The sequence below is a fragment of the Paenochrobactrum sp. BZR 201-1 genome, assembly GCF_044987585.2.
Lineage (GTDB): Bacteria > Pseudomonadota > Alphaproteobacteria > Rhizobiales > Rhizobiaceae > Paenochrobactrum > Paenochrobactrum pullorum.
This window is the reverse complement of record NZ_JBJDRZ020000005.1, coordinates 179,828-196,320: the sequence shown is the minus strand read 5'-3', so window position 1 is coordinate 196,320 and position 16,493 is coordinate 179,828. Positions and strand designations below refer to the sequence as shown.

The 16,493-nt window shown below is 50.2% G+C and carries 16 protein-coding genes; 9 read left to right on the top strand and 7 right to left on the bottom strand.

The window, feature by feature from the left end; genetic code table 11:
* Nucleotides 1–15 precede the first annotated feature (15 nt).
* Together ACI0FR_RS03625 and ACI0FR_RS03620 are read left to right on the top strand one after the other, a co-directional pair.
* Entirely contained in the window at nt 16–597 is a 582-nt protein-coding gene (locus ACI0FR_RS03625; protein ID WP_374829455.1) for a cysteine hydrolase family protein, read from the top strand.
* Complete coding sequence (locus tag ACI0FR_RS03620) at nt 594–1,853, top strand: multidrug efflux MFS transporter (RefSeq protein WP_404906538.1); 1,260 nt, start codon at nt 594–596, stop codon at nt 1,851–1,853. The genes ACI0FR_RS03625 and ACI0FR_RS03620 overlap by 4 nt, the downstream gene beginning before the upstream one ends.
* Here ACI0FR_RS03620 and ACI0FR_RS03615 read toward each other — a convergent pair.
* A complete protein-coding gene (locus ACI0FR_RS03615; protein WP_374829451.1) occupies nt 1,850–2,599 on the bottom strand; it encodes a glucose 1-dehydrogenase in 750 nt (249 codons plus the stop codon). The genes ACI0FR_RS03620 and ACI0FR_RS03615 overlap by 4 nt on opposite strands.
* A 299-nt stretch (nt 2,600–2,898) precedes the next feature.
* On the opposite strand from ACI0FR_RS03615, the gene zwf reads away from it, so the two are divergent.
* The 3 genes from zwf to edd all read left to right on the top strand — a co-directional run bounded on the left by zwf (nt 2,899) and on the right by edd (nt 6,991).
* Nucleotides 2,899–4,374 (top strand): glucose-6-phosphate dehydrogenase, encoded by a 1,476-nt coding sequence (gene zwf / locus ACI0FR_RS03610; protein WP_374829449.1) that lies wholly within the window; start codon nt 2,899–2,901, stop codon nt 4,372–4,374.
* A gap of 21 nt (nt 4,375–4,395) precedes the next feature.
* Complete coding sequence (gene pgl / locus ACI0FR_RS03605; protein ID WP_404906539.1) at nt 4,396–5,094, top strand: 6-phosphogluconolactonase; 699 nt, start codon at nt 4,396–4,398, stop codon at nt 5,092–5,094.
* An 82-nt stretch (nt 5,095–5,176) separates the two neighbouring features.
* A complete protein-coding gene (gene edd / locus ACI0FR_RS03600; RefSeq protein ID WP_404906540.1) occupies nt 5,177–6,991 on the top strand; it encodes a phosphogluconate dehydratase in 1,815 nt (604 codons plus the stop codon).
* A gap of 55 nt (nt 6,992–7,046) precedes the next feature.
* Here edd and folD read toward each other — a convergent pair whose 3' ends face one another.
* Nucleotides 7,047–7,946, bottom strand: coding sequence for a bifunctional methylenetetrahydrofolate dehydrogenase/methenyltetrahydrofolate cyclohydrolase FolD (gene folD, locus ACI0FR_RS03595; protein ID WP_404906541.1), 900 nt, complete (start codon nt 7,944–7,946; stop codon nt 7,047–7,049).
* Between the two features lie 259 nt (nt 7,947–8,205).
* On the opposite strand from folD, the gene proC reads away from it, so the two are divergent.
* Entirely contained in the window at nt 8,206–9,018 is an 813-nt protein-coding gene (gene proC / locus ACI0FR_RS03590; protein ID WP_404906542.1) for a pyrroline-5-carboxylate reductase, read from the top strand.
* Nucleotides 9,019–9,119: 101 nt separating this feature from the next.
* On the opposite strand, the gene ACI0FR_RS03585 is transcribed toward proC, so the two are convergent.
* The 5 genes from ACI0FR_RS03585 to ACI0FR_RS03565 form a co-directional block, all read right to left on the bottom strand.
* Nucleotides 9,120–9,890, bottom strand: a complete 771-nt coding sequence (locus ACI0FR_RS03585) for an ABC transporter ATP-binding protein (protein WP_404906543.1) — start codon at nt 9,888–9,890, stop codon at nt 9,120–9,122.
* A complete protein-coding gene (locus ACI0FR_RS03580; RefSeq protein ID WP_404906544.1) occupies nt 9,887–10,651 on the bottom strand; it encodes an ABC transporter ATP-binding protein in 765 nt (254 codons plus the stop codon). Before ACI0FR_RS03580 ends, ACI0FR_RS03585 begins: the two co-directional genes overlap by 4 nt.
* Complete coding sequence (locus ACI0FR_RS03575; protein WP_404906545.1) at nt 10,644–11,447, bottom strand: ABC transporter permease; 804 nt, start codon at nt 11,445–11,447, stop codon at nt 10,644–10,646. Before ACI0FR_RS03575 ends, ACI0FR_RS03580 begins: the two co-directional genes overlap by 8 nt.
* The gene (locus tag ACI0FR_RS03570) at nt 11,444–12,406 is read right to left on the bottom strand and encodes an ABC transporter permease (RefSeq protein WP_404906546.1); all 963 of its coding nucleotides are present in this window, start codon (nt 12,404–12,406) and stop codon (nt 11,444–11,446) included. The genes ACI0FR_RS03575 and ACI0FR_RS03570 overlap by 4 nt, the downstream gene beginning before the upstream one ends.
* A gap of 111 nt (nt 12,407–12,517) precedes the next feature.
* Nucleotides 12,518–14,137: an ABC transporter substrate-binding protein gene (locus tag ACI0FR_RS03565; RefSeq protein WP_404906547.1), complete on the bottom strand. Its 1,620-nt coding sequence runs from the start codon at nt 14,135–14,137 to the stop codon at nt 12,518–12,520.
* Nucleotides 14,138–14,521: 384 nt separating this feature from the next.
* Between ACI0FR_RS03565 and ACI0FR_RS03560 the strand changes: the two genes are divergently transcribed.
* The 3 genes from ACI0FR_RS03560 to ACI0FR_RS03550 all read left to right on the top strand — a co-directional run bounded on the left by ACI0FR_RS03560 (nt 14,522) and on the right by ACI0FR_RS03550 (nt 16,456).
* Nucleotides 14,522–14,884 carry a BRA0787 family protein gene (locus ACI0FR_RS03560; RefSeq protein WP_404906548.1) on the top strand — a complete coding sequence of 121 codons (363 nt, stop codon included), beginning with the start codon at nt 14,522–14,524 and terminating at the stop codon, nt 14,882–14,884.
* A 109-nt stretch (nt 14,885–14,993) separates the two neighbouring features.
* Nucleotides 14,994–15,734: a glycosyltransferase family 25 protein gene (locus tag ACI0FR_RS03555; RefSeq protein ID WP_374829427.1), complete on the top strand. Its 741-nt coding sequence runs from the start codon at nt 14,994–14,996 to the stop codon at nt 15,732–15,734.
* 11 nt (nt 15,735–15,745) lie between these two features.
* Nucleotides 15,746–16,456 carry a polysaccharide deacetylase family protein gene (locus tag ACI0FR_RS03550; protein WP_404906549.1) on the top strand — a complete coding sequence of 237 codons (711 nt, stop codon included), beginning with the start codon at nt 15,746–15,748 and terminating at the stop codon, nt 16,454–16,456.
* Nucleotides 16,457–16,493: the final 37 nt, after the last annotated feature.

Genomic DNA, 16,493 nt, shown 5'->3' with positions numbered 1-16,493 from the left:
TTAAAGAAAATAAAAATGTCAGCATTGAATTTCAACAAAGATAAATCCGCTTTGATTATTATTGATGTGCAGCAAGCCTTCAGTGAAATGGCGGCCTCCGGCAGTCAACGCAATAATCATTCAGCGGAAGATAATATTTCCCGATTGCTCAGTGTTTTCAGAGCAAAAAATGCAGCTATTTTTCATATCCGACATCGCAATGATGCGGAAAACTCACGCTTCAACCGTAAAAATAGCGGTTTTCAACCCATAGAATGTGCTTTGGAGCAAGCCGGTGAACCGGTGATTGTCAAACAGGTGAACAGTTCTTTTATCGGCACCGATCTGGAGGATCGTTTACGGCAAGCAGGCATTGAAAGTGTCATTATCTGTGGCGCCACCACCAATCATTGCGTCGAAACCACGACGCGCATGGCCGGAAATTTAGGCTTCGACACATATCTCGTCCATGATGCGACGTGGACTTTCGACCGGACAGGACCGGACGGCACAGTGCATAAAGCTGATGCCATTCAGGCTATGTCACTTGCCAATCTCCATGATGAATTTTGTACGATTGCGGATACAGCCAGCCTGTCACGCTACATGGCATCATGACAAATAGCCCGTCAGATCAAAATGCAGGTTCAGATTTGAATCGTGAAACAGACCAATATTGGCGACAAAATCTGCTGGTGAGCTTCTTTGGCTCATTTACAACGATTGTGGCGATGACGCTGCTTTTGCCTTTCTTGCCGCTTTATGTCGAGCAATTGGGGATCGAAGATCACGCGCAAATCGTGCAATGGTCGGGCATTGCCTATGGGGCAACTTTCTTTGCCGCCGCACTCGTTGCCCCTCTTTGGGGACGTATGGCCGACCGCTATGGCCGCAAGCTCATGTTGGTACGCGCCTCGCTTGGCATGGCCGTTGCGATGTCGCTGATCGGCATGGCCACCAATGTCTGGCAATTAGTGGCGCTTCGTTTATTTGCAGGGCTTGCAGGTGGTTATGCCTCGGGCTCCACCATTTTAGTTGCCAGCCAAACCCCGAAAGACCGCACCGCTTGGGCACTTGGTGTTTTGTCCTCCGGCATTATGGCGGGCAACTTGGTTGGCCCGTTGATCGGCGGTGCTTTGCCACCGATTATCGGCATCCGCGCCACATTTTGGTTGGCTGGCGGGGTTATTTTCTTCACATTTCTGGCGACAAGCTTTTTCATTCGTGAAGAAAAAAAGCCGCAAAACCCAAAAGCAAGTGATGCAACTCAAGCATCACAAAGTGCATGGAAACAAATTCCCGACAAACGACCGATCATCGCCATGTTGATTACCGGCACTTTGCTGATGGTTGCCAATATGTCGGTGGAACCGATTATCACGGTTTATGTAGCCCAATTGCTGGACGACCAGAAATCGCTGACAATGGTTTCCGGTGTTGTCATGGCAGCGGCCGCTTTGGGCAGTATTTTATCAGCATCAAAACTAGGTAAAATTGCCGACCGTATCGGTCACACAAGAGTGATTATTGCAGCGCTTGCAGTTTCTGCACTGCTGCTTATCCCGCAGGCTTTTGTCACACAAAGTTGGCAGCTGATCAGTTTACGTTTTCTGATGGGGCTTTCGCTTGGCGGTTTGCTGCCCTGCATCACCAGTGTGATCCGGCATAATGTACCCCATGCGGTTTCCGGCGGCATTCTGGGGCTTTCCACTTCAGCACAATATGCCGGACAGGTGATCGGCCCCTTATCCGGCGGCTTCATTGGCGGCCATTTCGGCATGCGGGCGGTGTTTTTAGGCACCTGCCTGATGATGGCGGCGGGTGCTTTTTATAACTGGCATATTTTTGCCCGAAACAAACAAAATCAGGCTTAAATACTGTAGCCACCATCCACATCAATGGCAGCACCGGTGATGAAAGCTGCTTCATCGGATGCCAGCCACAAAGCGGCATTGGCCACATCTGTTGGCGTCGACAAACGTCCCATCGGAATTGTGTCGACCAGTTGTTCACGTGCTTCTGCCGTGTCTTCAGACAAGAATAATGGCAATGCACCACTATCGCTTTCCACCGGACAAATGCAGTTCACACGGATTTTCTTTTCCGCCAATTCCAATGCCAATGCTTTGGTGGCGCTGATAACCCAACCCTTAGAGGCACTATACCATGCCAAGCCTTTGCGCGGGTGACGCCCTGTGGCAGATGCCATATTGATGATCACACCTCCCCCCTGCTGCTCCATCAAAGGTGCAAGTGCAAGGGTCGAATAATAAACCGACTTCATATTGACGGCGCTGATCAGATCAAAATTGTCTTCGCTGACTTCCGTCAATGGCTGATTGCGATGGGTAAAACCGGCATTATTGACCATAATATCAATATGGCCAAAGCGGTCATAAGCGGTCTGCATAATATCTGCGACACTGTCTTTGCGCGAGACATCTCCACGCACCGCGATTGCCTCGTCAGATAAATCATCCAACTGATCTTCAATATGTTTGGCGTTCAAATCCACCAAAACAATCCGAGCACCTTCTTGTGAAAAACGCTTGGCCATTGCAGCACCAAAGCCTGAACCTGCGCCGGTAATGATTGCGACTTTTCCAGCTAACCGTTGCATAAATTTTCTCCTTGATGCCTGATATAAAAATTCTGCCCGATTATGCGGGCAAATCACTTAACAACATCTATATTCGTCTCTATGGCTTAAAGATGAACCACAGCGATGAACAAGAAGCAAATGCCTGTCATTTTTAATGAGAGTCTCAGTGGTAGTTTTGACAAGACTGACATCAAAGCGCACTATAAATTCATGCAACCTGACAATTGGACAGTTGAATTTAAATCGATTTAATATTATGCATGCAGGTGTTAAATCGTGATAATCACTGTCAGAACAAATGATGGAAGAGAGCGACCATGACTAGCCAGATAATTCCGGTGGACCCGTTTGACTGTGTCGTCTTTGGCGGTTCCGGCGATCTGGCGGAACGCAAATTGCTTCCCGCCTTGTATCAGCGCGAACGCGCCGGACAATTAAGCGACCCGACACGTATTATCGGCGCTTCCCGCTCTGAAATGAATGATGAGGAATATCGCGCGTTTGCCCGCAAAGCAATTGAAGAACATGTGAAGCCTGAGGAAGTCGAGCCACAAATTCTGGACAGCTTCATTGCACGCCTCAGCTATGTCACCGTTGATGCCAAATCAGATAATGGCTGGCAGGAGCTGAAAGCATTTATTGATGAAGCACCAGCCACGTTGCGTGCCTTTTATCTGGCTGTGAGCCCAAGTCTTTTTGGTGATATTGCCAACCGTATCAAAACAACCGGCCTGATAACCGATGAAACCCGTATCATTGTTGAAAAACCGATCGGTCGTGATCTGGCTTCTGCCCAAGTGCTCAATGACACCATTGGTAGCGTGTTCCGCGAAGATCAGATTTTCCGTATCGACCATTATTTGGGCAAAGAAACCGTCCAGAACCTGATGGCGCTGCGTTTTGCCAATGCGCTTTATGAGCCATTGTGGAATTCCGCCCATATTGATCACGTCCAGATCACGGTCGCTGAAACTGTCGGCCTTGAGGGACGTGCGGGCTATTATGACACCGCTGGCGCTTTGCGCGACATGGTACAAAACCACATGTTGCAGCTGTTGTGCCTTGTGGCGATGGAGCCGCCATCATCGATGGATGCAACCGCCGTTCATGATGAAAAGGTCAAGGTTTTGCGCTCGCTTGCCCCGATTACCGAGGCCAATTGCGAAGAAATGACCGTGCGTGGTCAATATCGCGCCGGTGCATCGGCTGGTGGCCCTGTTAAAGGCTATCTCGATGATCTGGGTGCGCAAAGCAGTAATGCTGAAACTTTTGTCGCCATTAAAGCAGAGATTAAAAACTGGCGGTGGGCAGGTGTGCCTTTCTATATGCGCACGGGCAAAAGGCTGGCAGCACGTGTTTCGGAAATAGTGGTGACCTTCAAACAGATCCCGCATTCAATTTTTGGTGACGAAGCCGGACGCGTCGTGGCCAACCAGTTGGTTATTCGTTTGCAGCCGGATGAAGGCGTCAAACAATGGCTGATGATCAAGGATCCGGGCCCGGGCGGTATGCGTTTGCGCCATGTGCCATTGGATATGAGTTTTGCAGCATCTTTCAACGAACGTAACCCCGATGCATATGAACGTCTGCTAACTGACGTCGTACGTGGTAATCAAACTTTGTTTATGCGCCGTGATGAGGTAGAAGCGGCATGGCGGTGGGTTGATCCTATCCTTCAAGGATGGAACAATAGCGGCCAGCAGGTACAAGGTTATACCGCAGGAACGTGGGGCCCGAGTGCTTCGATCGCTTTGATCGAACGTGACGGCCGCACATGGCACGACAGTTTGTAACGTTAATGTAAAGGGAAAGAAATGAGCATCGAACGGCACGATTTCAGCAATAGTTCTGATCTGGCGGAGGCGCTGGCAACTGCTATAGCTGAAAAGCTTGACGAGGCTATTCAGGCACGCGGCCATTCTGTGCTTGCCGTTTCAGGCGGCACCACGCCAAAGCGTCTGTTTGAAATTCTTTCCCGCAAGAATATTGACTGGAATCTGGTCACCATCACACTGGTTGACGAGCGGTTTATCAGCCCTGATCACGAGCGCTCAAACGAGAAGCTGGTGCGGGACAATCTGCTCAACAATCAGGCAGGTGTTGCCAAGTTCATCGGCCTTTATAACCCTGCTGCCACTGCCGAAACGGCAGGCATTGCTGCGGCAAACCGTATCAGTGCAGTGCCGCGTCCGTTTGACGTGGTGGTTTTAGGTATGGGGCTTGATGCGCATACGGCTTCATTCTTCCCAGGTGGTGACCGGTTGGATCAGGCACTTGATCCGAATGAAAAAGCATTGGTGGTTCCGATGCAGGCAGAAGGTGCGGGAGAGCGCCGCCTGACATTGACACTGCCATTGCTGGTCGAAGCCAGAATGTTGGTGATGCACATTGAAGGCAAAGACAAACTAACCGTACTGGACGAAGCGCTGGCCTGCGAAGATTCAATGAAAAAGCCGGTTCGCGCTGTCTTCCAACACGCCAAAACACCGGTTCAGCTGTACTGGGCGCCATAGCGCCCTCCAGTCTCTAACAGTTATGGCCGGCATTTTTAACTGTCCCCGTTAGCCAACACGGGCGACGGACGAGGAGGTATTGATGAACGCCCATAAAACACTGTTAGAGATCACCAGCCGCATTGTGGAGCGCTCCAAGCCGACCCGCGAAACTTATCTTGATCATATGCGGGCTGCGGCCTCAAAATCTCCTAAACGCGGCGCATTGGGCTGCGCCAATCTTGCCCACGGTTTTGCCGCCTGTGGCCCTTCCGACAAGGCAGCACTTGCTGCTGATATCGTACCAAACTTAGGCATCATCACCGCCTATAATGATATGCTTTCGGCGCATCAACCTTTTGAAACCTATCCGGCGCTGATTAAACAGGCAGCACGGGAAGCTGGTGGCGTGGCGCAGGTGGCAGGCGGCGTGCCTGCCATGTGTGACGGCGTCACCCAAGGTTTTGCCGGTATGGAATTATCACTCTTTTCACGCGATGTGATTGCGATGGCAACCGCCGTTGGCCTCTCGCATGATATGTTTGATGCGGCCATTTATTTGGGCGTTTGCGACAAGATCGTGCCGGGTCTGGTGATCGGTGCTTTGTCATTTGGCCATTTGCCTGCGGTTTTTGTGCCAGCAGGGCCAATGACTTCCGGCCTTTCCAATGATGAAAAAGCCAAAACCCGCCAGCTTTATGCTGAAGGTAAAGTGGGACGCGCAGAACTTCTCGAATCCGAATCAAAATCCTATCATGGCCCCGGTACCTGCACTTTTTACGGCACAGCCAATTCCAACCAGATGCTGATGGAAATCATGGGGCTGCATATTCCAGGTGCTAGCTTCATCAATCCGGGTACGCCCCTGCGCGATGCTTTGACGAAAGAAGCCACCAAACGGGCATTGGCAATCACCGCTTGCGGTAATAATTACACGCCAGTTGGCGAAATGCTGGATGAACGCGCTTTCGTCAATGGTGTTGTCGGCTTGAACGCCACCGGCGGCTCCACCAACCACACCATCCATCTGATTGCGATGGCGGCTGCGGCGGGCATCAAGCTGACATGGCAAGATATTTCCGACATTTCCGATCTCGTGCCATTGCTGGCGCGTGTCTATCCAAATGGTTTGGCCGATGTGAACCACTTCCATGCTGCTGGCGGTATGGGTTTCATGATCCGCGAATTGCTGGATGCAGGCCTGCTTCATGAAGATGTACGCACCGTCTGGGGCGAAGGTTTGCGTGATTATACCATCGAGCCAAAGCTTGGCGATCATGGTCAAGTGGTGCGCGATGCAGCGCCAATATTAAGTGGTGATGCTAAAATTCTGGCCAAAGCCGATCAGGGCTTTCAGCCTAATGGCGGCATCAAAGTGCTGAGCGGCAATCTCGGCCATGCGATTATCAAAATCTCGGCCGTAAAAGCTGATCGTCATATTATCGAAGCGCCAGCAAAGGTTTTCCACGATCAGGAAGATATGCAGGAAGCTTTCAAAGCGGGTGAATTGACCGGCGATTTTATTGCCGTGGTGCGTTATCAAGGCCCCAAGGCCAATGGTATGCCGGAATTACACCGTCTGATGACGGTGCTGGGCATTTTGCAAGATCGCGGCCAACGCGTGGCACTTGTCACTGATGGTCGCTTGTCCGGTGCATCAGGCAAAGTGCCTTCCGCCATTCATGTCACACCGGAGGCGCTTGATGGCGGTATTATCGGTAAGATTGAAAATGGTGATATCATCCGTCTTGATGCACAAACCGGCACATTGGATGCGTTGGTGGCAGGTGATCAGCTTAATCTTCGCAGCATCAATACGCCGGATTTATCCGCCAATCAATTTGGCATGGGACGCGAATTGTTCACCGCCTTCCGCAATATTGCCGGACGTGCGGATCTGGGTGCCAGCGTCTTCTGACAAATAAAAAGGCGGCTTATGAAAAACCATAAGCCGCCTTTTTTTAACTTATAACTTAGAATTTAGGTGCAGGCATATTGGCTGCACGGCAGGCAGCAACCAGCGTGTTGGCCATCAACATTGCAATCGTCATTGGCCCCACACCACCCGGAACAGGCGTGATCGCACCGGCCACGGCTGAAGCGCTGTCAAAATCCACATCACCAACAAGGCGGGTTTTGCCCTCACCCTTTTCCGGCGCATCAATACGGTTGATGCCCACATCAATCACAGTCGCACCAGGTTTGACCCAATCTCCTTTGACCATTTTTGGGCGACCAACAGCAGCGATGAGAATATCGGCGCTGCGTGCCAGTTCTTCCAGATTTTTGGTGCGGCTATGGGCAACGGTTACGGTCGCATTGGCGCTTAAAAGCAGATTGAACATCGGCTTGCCCACAATATTTGAGCGGCCGATAACCACGGCGGTCAGCCCGGAAAGATCGCGACCATGCTGGCGCTCGATCATGATCATCGCGCCAGCAGGCGTGCATGGTACAAATGCAGAGGCCGCGTCACCCGCGCCGAGCTTGCCGACATTGATGTAATGGAAACCATCAACATCTTTGTCCGGATTGATTGCCTGAATGACCAGACTTTCATTGATATGTTTCGGCAATGGCAGCTGCACCAGAATACCGTGAATGGCAGGATCATTGTTGAGCTCATCAATCAGAGCCAGCAATTCCTGCTCGGTAGCTGTTTCTTCCAATGTGTGCTGCACGGAATGAAAACCACATTCCTTAGCTTTGCGCCCCTTGGAGGCCACATAGACCTGAGAGGCCGGATCTTCGCCAACGATGACAACAGCGATACCCGGTGTTACCTTGGTCGAGGCGACCAGCTTTTCCGTTTCACTTTTGACAGTTGAAATTACATCCTCAGCAAGCAACTTGCCATCGATCAGTTTTGCCATATCCGAAACTCCGTTCACGGCTTGGTCTTGTGATCTTAGATTTAAGAATAGAAAAAGGCCTGAACGCATAAGGCGACAGGACATGACGATTCCACTCTCGATTGATTAAGTATTTGCCATACGCCGGAAGCCCGAAAATAACAACTCCCCATTCTTAAACAGTCGGCAAGAAAGCTACACGCTGCCCAAGCACACTCTTGACCCGCTCCCGCCATAGCGTCAAAGTGAGGCTTGTTTTTGTAGTGCGGAAATAATGATCATGAATCTCAAGGTTGTGCTGGTTGGTTGCGGGAATATGGGTTTTGCCATGCTGAAAGGCTGGATCAACCAAGATGCATTAAAGGCTGATGATATTTATGTCATTGAACCAGCTGAAATATTGCGCCAGAAAGCCCAAAGCCTTGGCGTTCATGTGATGGCTGACGCAAATGGTTTAAGCGCGGATTTCGACCCCGCCTTCATCATTTTGGCGGTTAAGCCGCAGGTGATGCCTAACGTTCTGCCTGCCTATCAGCGCTTCGCGCAAAAATCTGCTTTTTTAAGCGTTGCTGCCGGTATTCCGGTTGCACAATTTGAAAAGATTTTAGGTGACGGTACAGCGATCATACGCTGTATGCCGAACACCCCTGCCGCCATTGGTCAGGGCATGATGGTGACTTTTGCAAATAAAAATGTGAATGCCGCACAGGCTGAATTTGTCAAAGCCCTGCTTGGAACCAGCGGAGCAGTTGCAAATATTGACGATGAAACGCAGATGGATGCCGTCACCGCCGTTTCCGGTTCAGGCCCAGCCTATGTGTTTTATTTCATCGAAGCCTTAACAGAAGCTGGCGTGAAGGCCGGTTTACCGCGTGAAACCGCCAGCCTGCTTGCCATGCAGACCATTGCCGGTGCCGGTGCTTTGGCAGCTGCATCAAACGAAGATCCGGCAGAACTGCGCCGTCAAGTCACCAGCCCGAACGGCACCACGGCCGCAGCATTGGATGTTTTAATGGCGGGTGACATGCAAGACATCATCAACAAAGCTGTCGATGCGGCACGCTTACGCTCGGAAGAGTTAGGCCGCGGCTAATTAGAGTGTGTCGCATTTACTCATACCGGCTGCGCTCACTCTAACATTTTTTTACGCATGTCTTTATCCTAAAACCGGCACCCACTTTTCGGAGACATGCTTTAGCGTTTCAATCGCGGTGATGCGGCAATCAATGCTTTGGTAATGGCCGCTTGCGGGTGCTCAAGAATTTCGTCTGCCCGCCCGCTTTCAACAACCGTGCCATCGTCAATCACGGCAATGTGGTGGGCTATTTTCTTAGCGACCGCCAGATCATGGGTGATAAAGAGATAAGAGGTTTGGTCTTGCGCCTGAATTTCTTGCAGCAAATCCAAAATATGGGCGCGCACCGATACATCAAGCGAAGCCACTGCTTCATCCAGCACTATGAGATCAGGTTTTGTCGTAATTGCACGGGCAATGGCAATGCGCTGACGCTGCCCGCCCGACACTTCATCCACCCGCCTTGAGGCAATCGCCGGATCAAGCGCCACACGCTCCAGTAATTGCGCGATCAGCGCTTTGCGCTCATCAACCGGCACAATATCATGGATACGCAATGGCTCTTCCAGCAAAGTGCCGACATGCGCATACGGATTAAAAGCCGCTAACGGGTCTTGAAACACCATCTGCATTTTTGCCCGCGCATGGCGCAAAGCCTTGCCTTGCAATGCCAGCCAATCAATATTGTTAAAGGTAATTGAGCCTGTCTGTGGCTTGGCCAAGCGCAACAAAAGCCGTGCCAATGTTGACTTTCCACTGCCCGAACGACCAACCAATGCCAGTGTTTCACCTTGGGCAATTGTCAGATCAACATTGTTTAATACCGGCTTTGTCGCATTGGAAAAGGTAAATTTCAGCCCTTCAGCCTGCAAGATCACATTACCCGTCATTCAGCTTCCCCGTCATCCAGTGTCAGGCAATGGGCAATCAACATCTTGGTGTAGTCATCCTGCGGATGATTGATCACTTGGCGGGTTGCGCCACTTTCAACCAAATGTGCATGGTTGAAAACAGCCAATCGATCAGCAAATTGCGAGGCCAGCGCAATATCATGGGTGATGAAAAGCAAAGTCATCTTTGTCTCTGTGACCAAGCCATCGAGAAGTGCGACAATCTCACCTTGCACAATCGTATCCAATGCACTAGTCGCCTCATCGGCAATCAGCAATTTGGGGTTTCCGGCAATGGCCGCAGCAATGGCGACGCGTTGTTTTTGGCCGCCCGACAACTGATGCGGATAGCGGTTCAATGCAGCTTTCGGCTCCGGTATCTGCACACGGTCGATGAGGTCTGCGGCATGAGACAGCGCTTGGTTTTTGGCCAGCCCATGATGGGTGATAATCACTTCTGCCAGTTGATTGCCGATAGTCATCACCGGATCAAAACTGGCAGATGGATTTTGAAAGATAAAGCCGATATCGCGTCCTGCTTTTGGGCGGCCTTCAAAGCCGAACCAATCAACACTTCCGCTCATGATACTGCTTGACGGCAAAAGGCCGGCCAAGCCCAGAGCCAATGTGCTTTTGCCGGAGCCACTCTCGCCGATAATTGCCAGCTTTTCGCCTGTCCTAATATCAAGCGTGATATTTTGCAGCGCATGAACATCACCATAACGCACCGACAGATTGTTGATTTCAGTCAGATTACGCATCACGCTTGAAACCTTCGCCTGTCAGATAAACGCCGATAACGGTCAACACCAGCGCAATACCCGGAACGATGGAAAGGAATGGCGCCGAGCGCAAGACGGTGCGTCCTTCTGAAATCATCGCGCCCCATGTCACGCGGTTAGGATCTCCCAAACCTAAAAAAGACAATGCCGCTTCGGTCAAAATTGCCCCTGCCACAATGACAGGTGCGAGAGCAAAAACCGGTGCCAGCGCATGAGGCAGAATTTGTTTGCAGGCAATTTCCACCGGATGCATGCCGATCACTTTCGCGCTGGCGACAAAATCACGTTCTCGAAGCGATAAAACCTGACCGCGCACCAAACGCGCGGCTTGCGTCCAGCTCGATAAAGTAATCGCCACCACGATCATGCCGATGGAGGGACCAAAAAGACTGACCAGCGCCAATGCCAGCAAGAAACCCGGTATTGTCTGGAATGCCTCAGTAATCCGCATCAAAATATTATCAATCAGACCACCGGCAAAACCGGCGGCAACGCCCACCAGACTGCCGACCAAGATAGCAGAAAAACTAGCGGCCAATCCGATCAGTAAAGATGTCCGCGCCCCATAAAATAATTGCGCCAACACATCACGGCCAAGGCGGTCGGTGCCAAGCGGAAAACTATTATTTTCAAAAGGCGACAATAAAGATGTTGCCGCAATACGCAGTGGATCATCGGGATAGATAAATGGTGCCAGCAAAGCTGCTAGTACCAACAGCGCCAGCAAGCCAAGCCCCAACCAAAACTCGATCGACAGGTTGAAAGCTTTGCTCATACTGTTTCTCCGGTGTTGCTAATGCGCGGATCAAGCCATGAGTAAAAAAGATCAATGATAAAATTGACGATAATAACCATCAAAGCGCTGACAAGAATAATACCCATCAACAAGGCTGTATCGCGGGCTGTCACTGCCTCTTGCGCCAAACGCCCGAGCCCCGGAATAGCAAAAACGCTTTCAATCACCACCGAACCGCCCAGCATCGTGGCAGCCTGCAGCCCGAGCATGGTGACGAGCGGCAGCAAAGCATTACGCACTACATGCCGCCATAGGATATGGCGCTCGGGTATGCCGCGCGCCCGCAATGCCCCGATGAAATCCATCTGCCAGACCTGCCCCATCGCGCTTCGCATGACCCGCAAATAAAGCGCCAGATAAATCATCGACAGCGACAAAACCGGCAAAGTGAGATGGCGCAAAATATCAAAGCCACGCGCCAAGCCATGCTTGCCGGAGGCAATGGTCTCTACCCCGCCAGAGGGAAACCAGCGCAAAGTAATTGAGAAATAGATAATCAGCACTAAAGCCAGCCAAAATCCCGGCACAGCATAAAGTGCCAATGAGGCCGCAGATAGAAACCGATCGCGAAAACTGCCAGGTCTCGCTCCGGCATAAATGCCGAGCAGCGAACCGATAAAAAACGACAAAGCCGTGGAGGCACCCATCAGCAAAAATGTGTTGGGCAAACGCTCCAGAATAATATCGAGAATAGGACGTGAAAAAGCGACCGACCAGCCAAGATTGCCCTGCGCCAGACTGGTGAGATAGGTGATCAAGCGTTTGAGAAGAGACTGATCCAAGCCCCATTGCGCGCGCAATTCATCCATCATCGCCGCGTCACCGCCAAGCGACACGGCATAAGCATCCACCGCATCACCCGGTGCTGCCTCCATCAACAAAAATGCGCCGATGACGACAACCAGCAGCACAATAAGGCTGCTGGTCAATCGGCTCATCAGGCGTCTCACTCGTTGAGAGCGTATAAGGGGCTGATTGGATGTCACGCCTGCTCAATTCTCAAAATGCTATCAGCCTTTAATTTTGCCAGTCTTTACTATGATCAGCCGTTAATCCTGCTTCAACCACACATTCGACCAGTTTGACGTCGCCCAGCGCGGATTGTCGGCAATATTTTGCACACGGTCACGTGCAACTGTAATAAAGCCCCATTCTGCCACATTGATCAATGGCAGATCATCTTCAACCAATGCCTGAAACTGGTGATAAAGCTCGGTGCGTTCTGCTTCATCAATGGTTTTTGCCGCTGTCGCGATAATTTTATCCATTTCTGCATTGGCATAGCCGCCTTGATTGGAGAACGGAACGCCAGCAGGTAAACCGCTTTCCATCAGAATTGTTGTCGAAATAGCCGGATCACCACGATAGACCGGTGGCGCTACCGCCAGATCAAAATCATGATCGGTATAAACTGCCTTTTGATGTGCAGCGGAATCATTATTCACCAAGCGTGCATCAATGCCGATGGCCGCCAAAGCCTGACGCAAATAATCGCCAAATTGTCTGGTTTCATTGAAATAAGGGGCTGGCAATAATTTCAGCGAGAAACGCACGCCGTCACTGCCACGTTTATAACCGGCATCATCAAGCAGCTGATTGGCCTTTGCCACGTCAAATGGATAGCTCGCCACTTTATCAGTATAGAATTGTTTGTCATAGCGCGGTACAGGTCCCGTTGAACTTTGCGCATAGCCCAAAAAGATCGTGTTGACGACAAAATCACGGTCGATGGCATGGGCAATGGCACGACGCACATTTACATCCTCCAGCTCTTTGCGGCGATGGTTTATTTCCACCACCAACTGATAGGTCAGTGCCTCATAACCTTCAGAGATAACACGCAACCCCGGCACTTTTCCAATGCGTGCCAAGTCTGCCAGCGGCACGGCAGAAAACGCCGCCAGATCAATTTCTTCCGCCTCCAAAGCGCCCGCTGCGGCAGAGCGATCCGCCAGCACGCGATAGATAATTTCATCTAAGTAAGGTTCGCCCTCGCCCCAGTAATTTTCATTGCGGGTCAAGCGATAATATTCACCGGCCTTATGTTCGGCATATTTAAACGGCCCAGTGCCGACCAACTGCTCATTAGCCGGATTAGCGGCAATATCGGTACCGGCAAAAATATGTGCAGGCAACACACTGCTTAAAGCCGGCAGTGCATTGCGGATGAGCTGAAACGGCGTTGGCGCAGAAAATTTAAAGATCGCGGTATGTTCATCCGGCGTTTCAACAGCTTCCAGATCCTTGAAAACCACACGGCCCAGATTTTGTAACTTTTTCCAAACTTCCAATGCAGAGAATGCAACATCGGCAGAGGTAAACGGTTTGCCGTCATGCCAGGTAACATTTTCGCGTAATTTGAATGTCGCGCTCAAACCATCATCCGAACCTTGCCATGAAACGGCAAGGCGCGGCTCCAAGCCATTTTCGCCGTCAAACGAAGCTTCCGCCAAAGGTTCAATAACTTTACTGGCGACAAAGAACACACCATTGGATGCAACAATTGCAGGATTGAGATTACGCGGCTCTGAATCTGCCGCCACCACCAAACGGCCACCACGCGTTACCGCCTCACTCTGGGCAAATACGTTGCTGCTCAAAGAAGTGGACGCCAAAAGCGCTGATGCGCCAATCAAAAAAGAACGCCGTGACAGGATTAAATCGCGCATAATCTTTAGATTCCCCACATATAAAAGGCAGATACACTATCGGCCACATTATTGCCTTATAGCTGTACCGTCCAAATCAAAAGTGCCATAGCAAAATACTGCTTTTTTCACGCATTTAGATGGTCCGATTTTGATACAATATTCCAGCCGGAAAACATGTCTTAACATCTTGTTTACTATCTGCAATCAGTGCTGAAAAGCAAAAATATCCTAGTCTAAACCATTATAAGAGTTGGCTTTACCTATTTACAAAAGTCCTCTTTTTTGTTGCGCGAAAGCTTATAAACGCGTTTAATTATCCCTGTCGGCAACTGGCCGGATTATAAACTGAAAGGCATTGCCGCAACGAAACTTCCTATAGCACACCAGAAGAGAGGACACGAAATGACGCATTTAATGACAAGTTTGCTGCCCCCGCTTCATGAAGGTCATGCACCGATTTATCTTCATCAGGCTTTTCACCATGCAATTGAAGCTTACGAAGACTGGGAAAGCGGTCAGGCCGAACCAAGTGTGATCATTAACGGAAAGCCAACCCGCATCAGTGTTATTTTCAGACGCCTTTGGAATTGCAATGATATCATTCCCAATCACACATTAGATGCGATGCGTGATGTGGTGCCATATACCTATGTTGGCGCCAATGAATGGAGCACGATTGAACGTTTTTCCCACGGGTCGCGTATCATGCGTTTTGTGCTGCAAACCAGAAGAGCGCCCCATCTACCATTGGTTATCTATCTATAATCAAAAGCAGCAATTGTCGGGAAAGCGGTTCTTTCAAACCGCTTTCTTGTTTTTTCAACAACACTTGGCTATCTAAACTGAACAAACATCACGTCAGGATAGAGCTGCCATGCAGATCAAAGCTTTTATCATCCATCTGCATCGCGCCACTGACCGCCGTGGGCAAGTTGATTATTTGCGCCAACAATTGCCGGTTGCGACCGAAATTCTCGACGCAGTTGATAATAAAGATTTATCCGAGCAAGATATTGCACACGCCTATCAGCGCCGCCTGCACAAACCTTATTATCCCTTCCCGTTAAGCCGCAATGAAATTGCCTGTTTTCTCTCCCATCGCAAAGCATGGCAGGCCATTGTTGATCAAAATCTAGATGCCGGTTTTGTGTTGGAAGATGATGTGGCTTTAACCACCGATTTTGAACCAAGTTTTGCGGTTGCTCAAAAAATACTGCAACAACAGCCGGATTGCTTCATTCGTTTTCCGTTTCGTGACCGTGAAGAAGGCGAGATTGTTGTTCATGACAGCAATGTCAAAGTGCTGCGCCCGCGCCATATCGGCCTTGGCATGGTTGCACAAATTGTCAGTCGGCAAGCAGCCATTAAACTGCTACAAGCAACTGAACAGTTTGACCGTCCTGTCGATACATTTGCCCAGATGAACTGGATCACAGGCGTCGACATGCTCAGCCTGAAACCTGGTGGCGTCGCGGAAATCTCGCGTGATCTGGGCGGCAGCACTATTAAAAATAAAAAAGGTCTGTTTGACAAATTGAAGCGTGAAATCTTGCGACCGCTTTACCGCAGCCGATTACGCAAGAAAATCGACAGCCTGCCAAAGACTACCGGATAAAGGGTGATTTCGTGTCTGTTCCTATTTTATTGTACCATCAGATTGGCCAATTGCCGCGACGCAAAATGTCCGGACGCAGTCTGATTGTGGACCCAAAATCCTTCTATAGCCAGATGAAATGGCTAAAAAAGCTCGGTTATCGGGGGATCTCCATGCATGAAGGCATGCCCTATATTCGCGGTGAAAAAACCGGTAAAGTGGTGATCATCACTTTTGATGACGGCTTCGTGAATGTCTTGGAAAATGCCGCTCCCGCATTGGCCGAATTTGGCTTTACCGCCACTAATTATTTTGTTGCCAACCAAACCGGCGGCAGCAATGAATGGGATCAGAAATCGGGCGCGCCATATGTCGCTTGTATGACCAAAGAGCAAATCCGCAAATGGGCGGCTCTTGGTCATGAAGTCGGTGCACATACTTTAGACCACGCACGCCTGTCACAATGCTCTGAAGATGAAGCACGCCGTCAGATCACCGACAGCAAGACCATTCTGGAAGATATTTTGGGCGCTGCAGTGCCAAGTTTTGCCTATCCTTATGGTGACAATAATGCGACTCACCGCAAGATTGCGGAAGAAGCAGGCTATGAAAGCGCCACCACAACAGTGCGCCGCCGTGCGATGTCCCAAGACGATCCGTTCGGTATTCCCCGCATTTACATACGCCGCAATGATATATTACCACTATTTTTGTTCAAAACCTTGTTACAACGACGCAAGTAATTTCAAATTTATTAGATAAAACTAATGAACTAGTCCG

Excerpts from the sequence above, each read along its gene's own strand:
- ACI0FR_RS03625 (WP_374829455.1), top strand. The coding sequence starts at position 16 with ATGTCAGCATTGAATTTCAACAAAGATAAATCCGCTTTGATTATTATT.
- ACI0FR_RS03620 (WP_404906538.1), top strand. The coding sequence starts at position 594 with ATGACAAATAGCCCGTCAGATCAAAATGCAGGTTCAGATTTGAATCGT.
- ACI0FR_RS03615 (WP_374829451.1), bottom strand. The coding sequence starts at position 2,599 with ATGCAACGGTTAGCTGGAAAAGTCGCAATCATTACCGGCGCAGGTTCA.
- zwf (WP_374829449.1), top strand. The coding sequence starts at position 2,899 with ATGACTAGCCAGATAATTCCGGTGGACCCGTTTGACTGTGTCGTCTTT.
- pgl (WP_404906539.1), top strand. The coding sequence starts at position 4,396 with ATGAGCATCGAACGGCACGATTTCAGCAATAGTTCTGATCTGGCGGAG.
- edd (WP_404906540.1), top strand. The coding sequence starts at position 5,177 with ATGAACGCCCATAAAACACTGTTAGAGATCACCAGCCGCATTGTGGAG.
- folD (WP_404906541.1), bottom strand. The coding sequence starts at position 7,946 with ATGGCAAAACTGATCGATGGCAAGTTGCTTGCTGAGGATGTAATTTCA.
- proC (WP_404906542.1), top strand. The coding sequence starts at position 8,206 with ATGAATCTCAAGGTTGTGCTGGTTGGTTGCGGGAATATGGGTTTTGCC.
- ACI0FR_RS03585 (WP_404906543.1), bottom strand. The coding sequence starts at position 9,890 with ATGACGGGTAATGTGATCTTGCAGGCTGAAGGGCTGAAATTTACCTTT.
- ACI0FR_RS03580 (WP_404906544.1), bottom strand. The coding sequence starts at position 10,651 with ATGCGTAATCTGACTGAAATCAACAATCTGTCGGTGCGTTATGGTGAT.
- ACI0FR_RS03575 (WP_404906545.1), bottom strand. The coding sequence starts at position 11,447 with ATGAGCAAAGCTTTCAACCTGTCGATCGAGTTTTGGTTGGGGCTTGGC.
- ACI0FR_RS03570 (WP_404906546.1), bottom strand. The coding sequence starts at position 12,406 with ATGAGCCGATTGACCAGCAGCCTTATTGTGCTGCTGGTTGTCGTCATC.
- ACI0FR_RS03565 (WP_404906547.1), bottom strand. The coding sequence starts at position 14,137 with ATGCGCGATTTAATCCTGTCACGGCGTTCTTTTTTGATTGGCGCATCA.
- ACI0FR_RS03560 (WP_404906548.1), top strand. The coding sequence starts at position 14,522 with ATGACGCATTTAATGACAAGTTTGCTGCCCCCGCTTCATGAAGGTCAT.
- ACI0FR_RS03555 (WP_374829427.1), top strand. The coding sequence starts at position 14,994 with ATGCAGATCAAAGCTTTTATCATCCATCTGCATCGCGCCACTGACCGC.